At 45.3% G+C, this 1114-nt stretch carries 2 protein-coding genes; both read right to left on the reverse strand.

Annotation, left to right across the window (positions count from 1 at the left end; all coding sequences use genetic code 11):
- Positions 1-157: 157 nt before the first annotated feature.
- The gene (locus R7Q47_RS25970) at positions 158-844 is read right to left on the reverse strand and encodes a phosphoglycolate phosphatase (protein ID WP_005496518.1); all 687 of its coding nucleotides are present in this window, start codon (positions 842-844) and stop codon (positions 158-160) included.
- A gap of 102 nt (positions 845-946) precedes the next feature.
- Positions 947-1114: TrmH family RNA methyltransferase (locus tag R7Q47_RS25975; protein WP_318090224.1), on the reverse strand; the 168-nt coding region annotated here is incomplete at its 5' end.

The raw sequence follows: 1114 nt of genomic DNA on the forward strand, positions 1-1114 counted from the left end.
ACCTGAAGGTTGAACACCACTCAATACAATGGGTTTGCTCATTAGAATGATTCCTTTGACTTCTTAATCTAATTAAAATGAAAAACCGTGCGGCTTTTAGCGCACGGTTTACTCAGTGTACTCATTAACAAGTATTTTGGAAGCTCTTTTGTTGCCGTTATGCAGAAACGGCTACTACTTCCAATAATTCAGATAAACTGTCTGCGACAAAATCTGGGTTTGAAGCTGAAATAGGCTCACCATGGTTGTAACCGTATGTTAAACCAAACGAAGCACAACCTGCGTTTTTCGCCGCAAGGATGTCATTCTTCGAGTCGCCAACCATCAGCATTTCGCTCGCTTTCACCTGATGTTTTTCCATCAACCAGTTCAGTGCGACTGGATTTGGTTTTTTCTCAGGGAATGCATCACCACCCAATACGTCCACAAAGTATTTTGCGATGCCATGTTGCTCTAGAATTTCTGGAACAAACTTCGATGGTTTGTTCGTTACAAGCGCCATCGTAAAGCCTGCCTGGTGTAGCTCTTCTAGCGTCTCTTTTACTGTTGGGTAAAGATGGCTCAGCTGATGACCGCTTTGCGCGTAAAAGTCATCAAACAGCTCGCGTCCTTTTGCACGCAGCTCTTCACTAAGATCGCTACTGATGGTCATGCTTTGGCTTAGCGCGCGACCAATCAGGACGTCAGCACCGTTACCTACGTAATCACGTACTTGCTCTTCCGATACTGCAGGGTAACCCAAAGCTTGTACCGCTTGGTCTGCAGCAACCGCCAAATCAGGTACGCTGTCCAACAATGTGCCATCCAGATCGAACGCAATCAGTTTAATATCTTGTTGAGTCATAATTTCCCTAGCTAAAAATAACAAAGGATGGTTTCCCATCCTATGTGTTTGATTCTTCAAGCCACTAAGCCTTTGGGCTCAGTGACATATGGTCTCATTCGCTTACTTCGCAGCCAAGCGCTGACGAACTGCTTCGAATAAACAGATGCCTGATGCAACCGACACATTCAAACTTGATACGCTACCTGCCATTGGGATTTTAATCAAATCATCGCAAGTTTCTCGCGTTAGGCGGCGCATGCCATCACCTTCTGCGCCCATGACAATTGC

It is taken from the genome of Vibrio sp. Vb0349 (genome assembly GCF_033338975.1).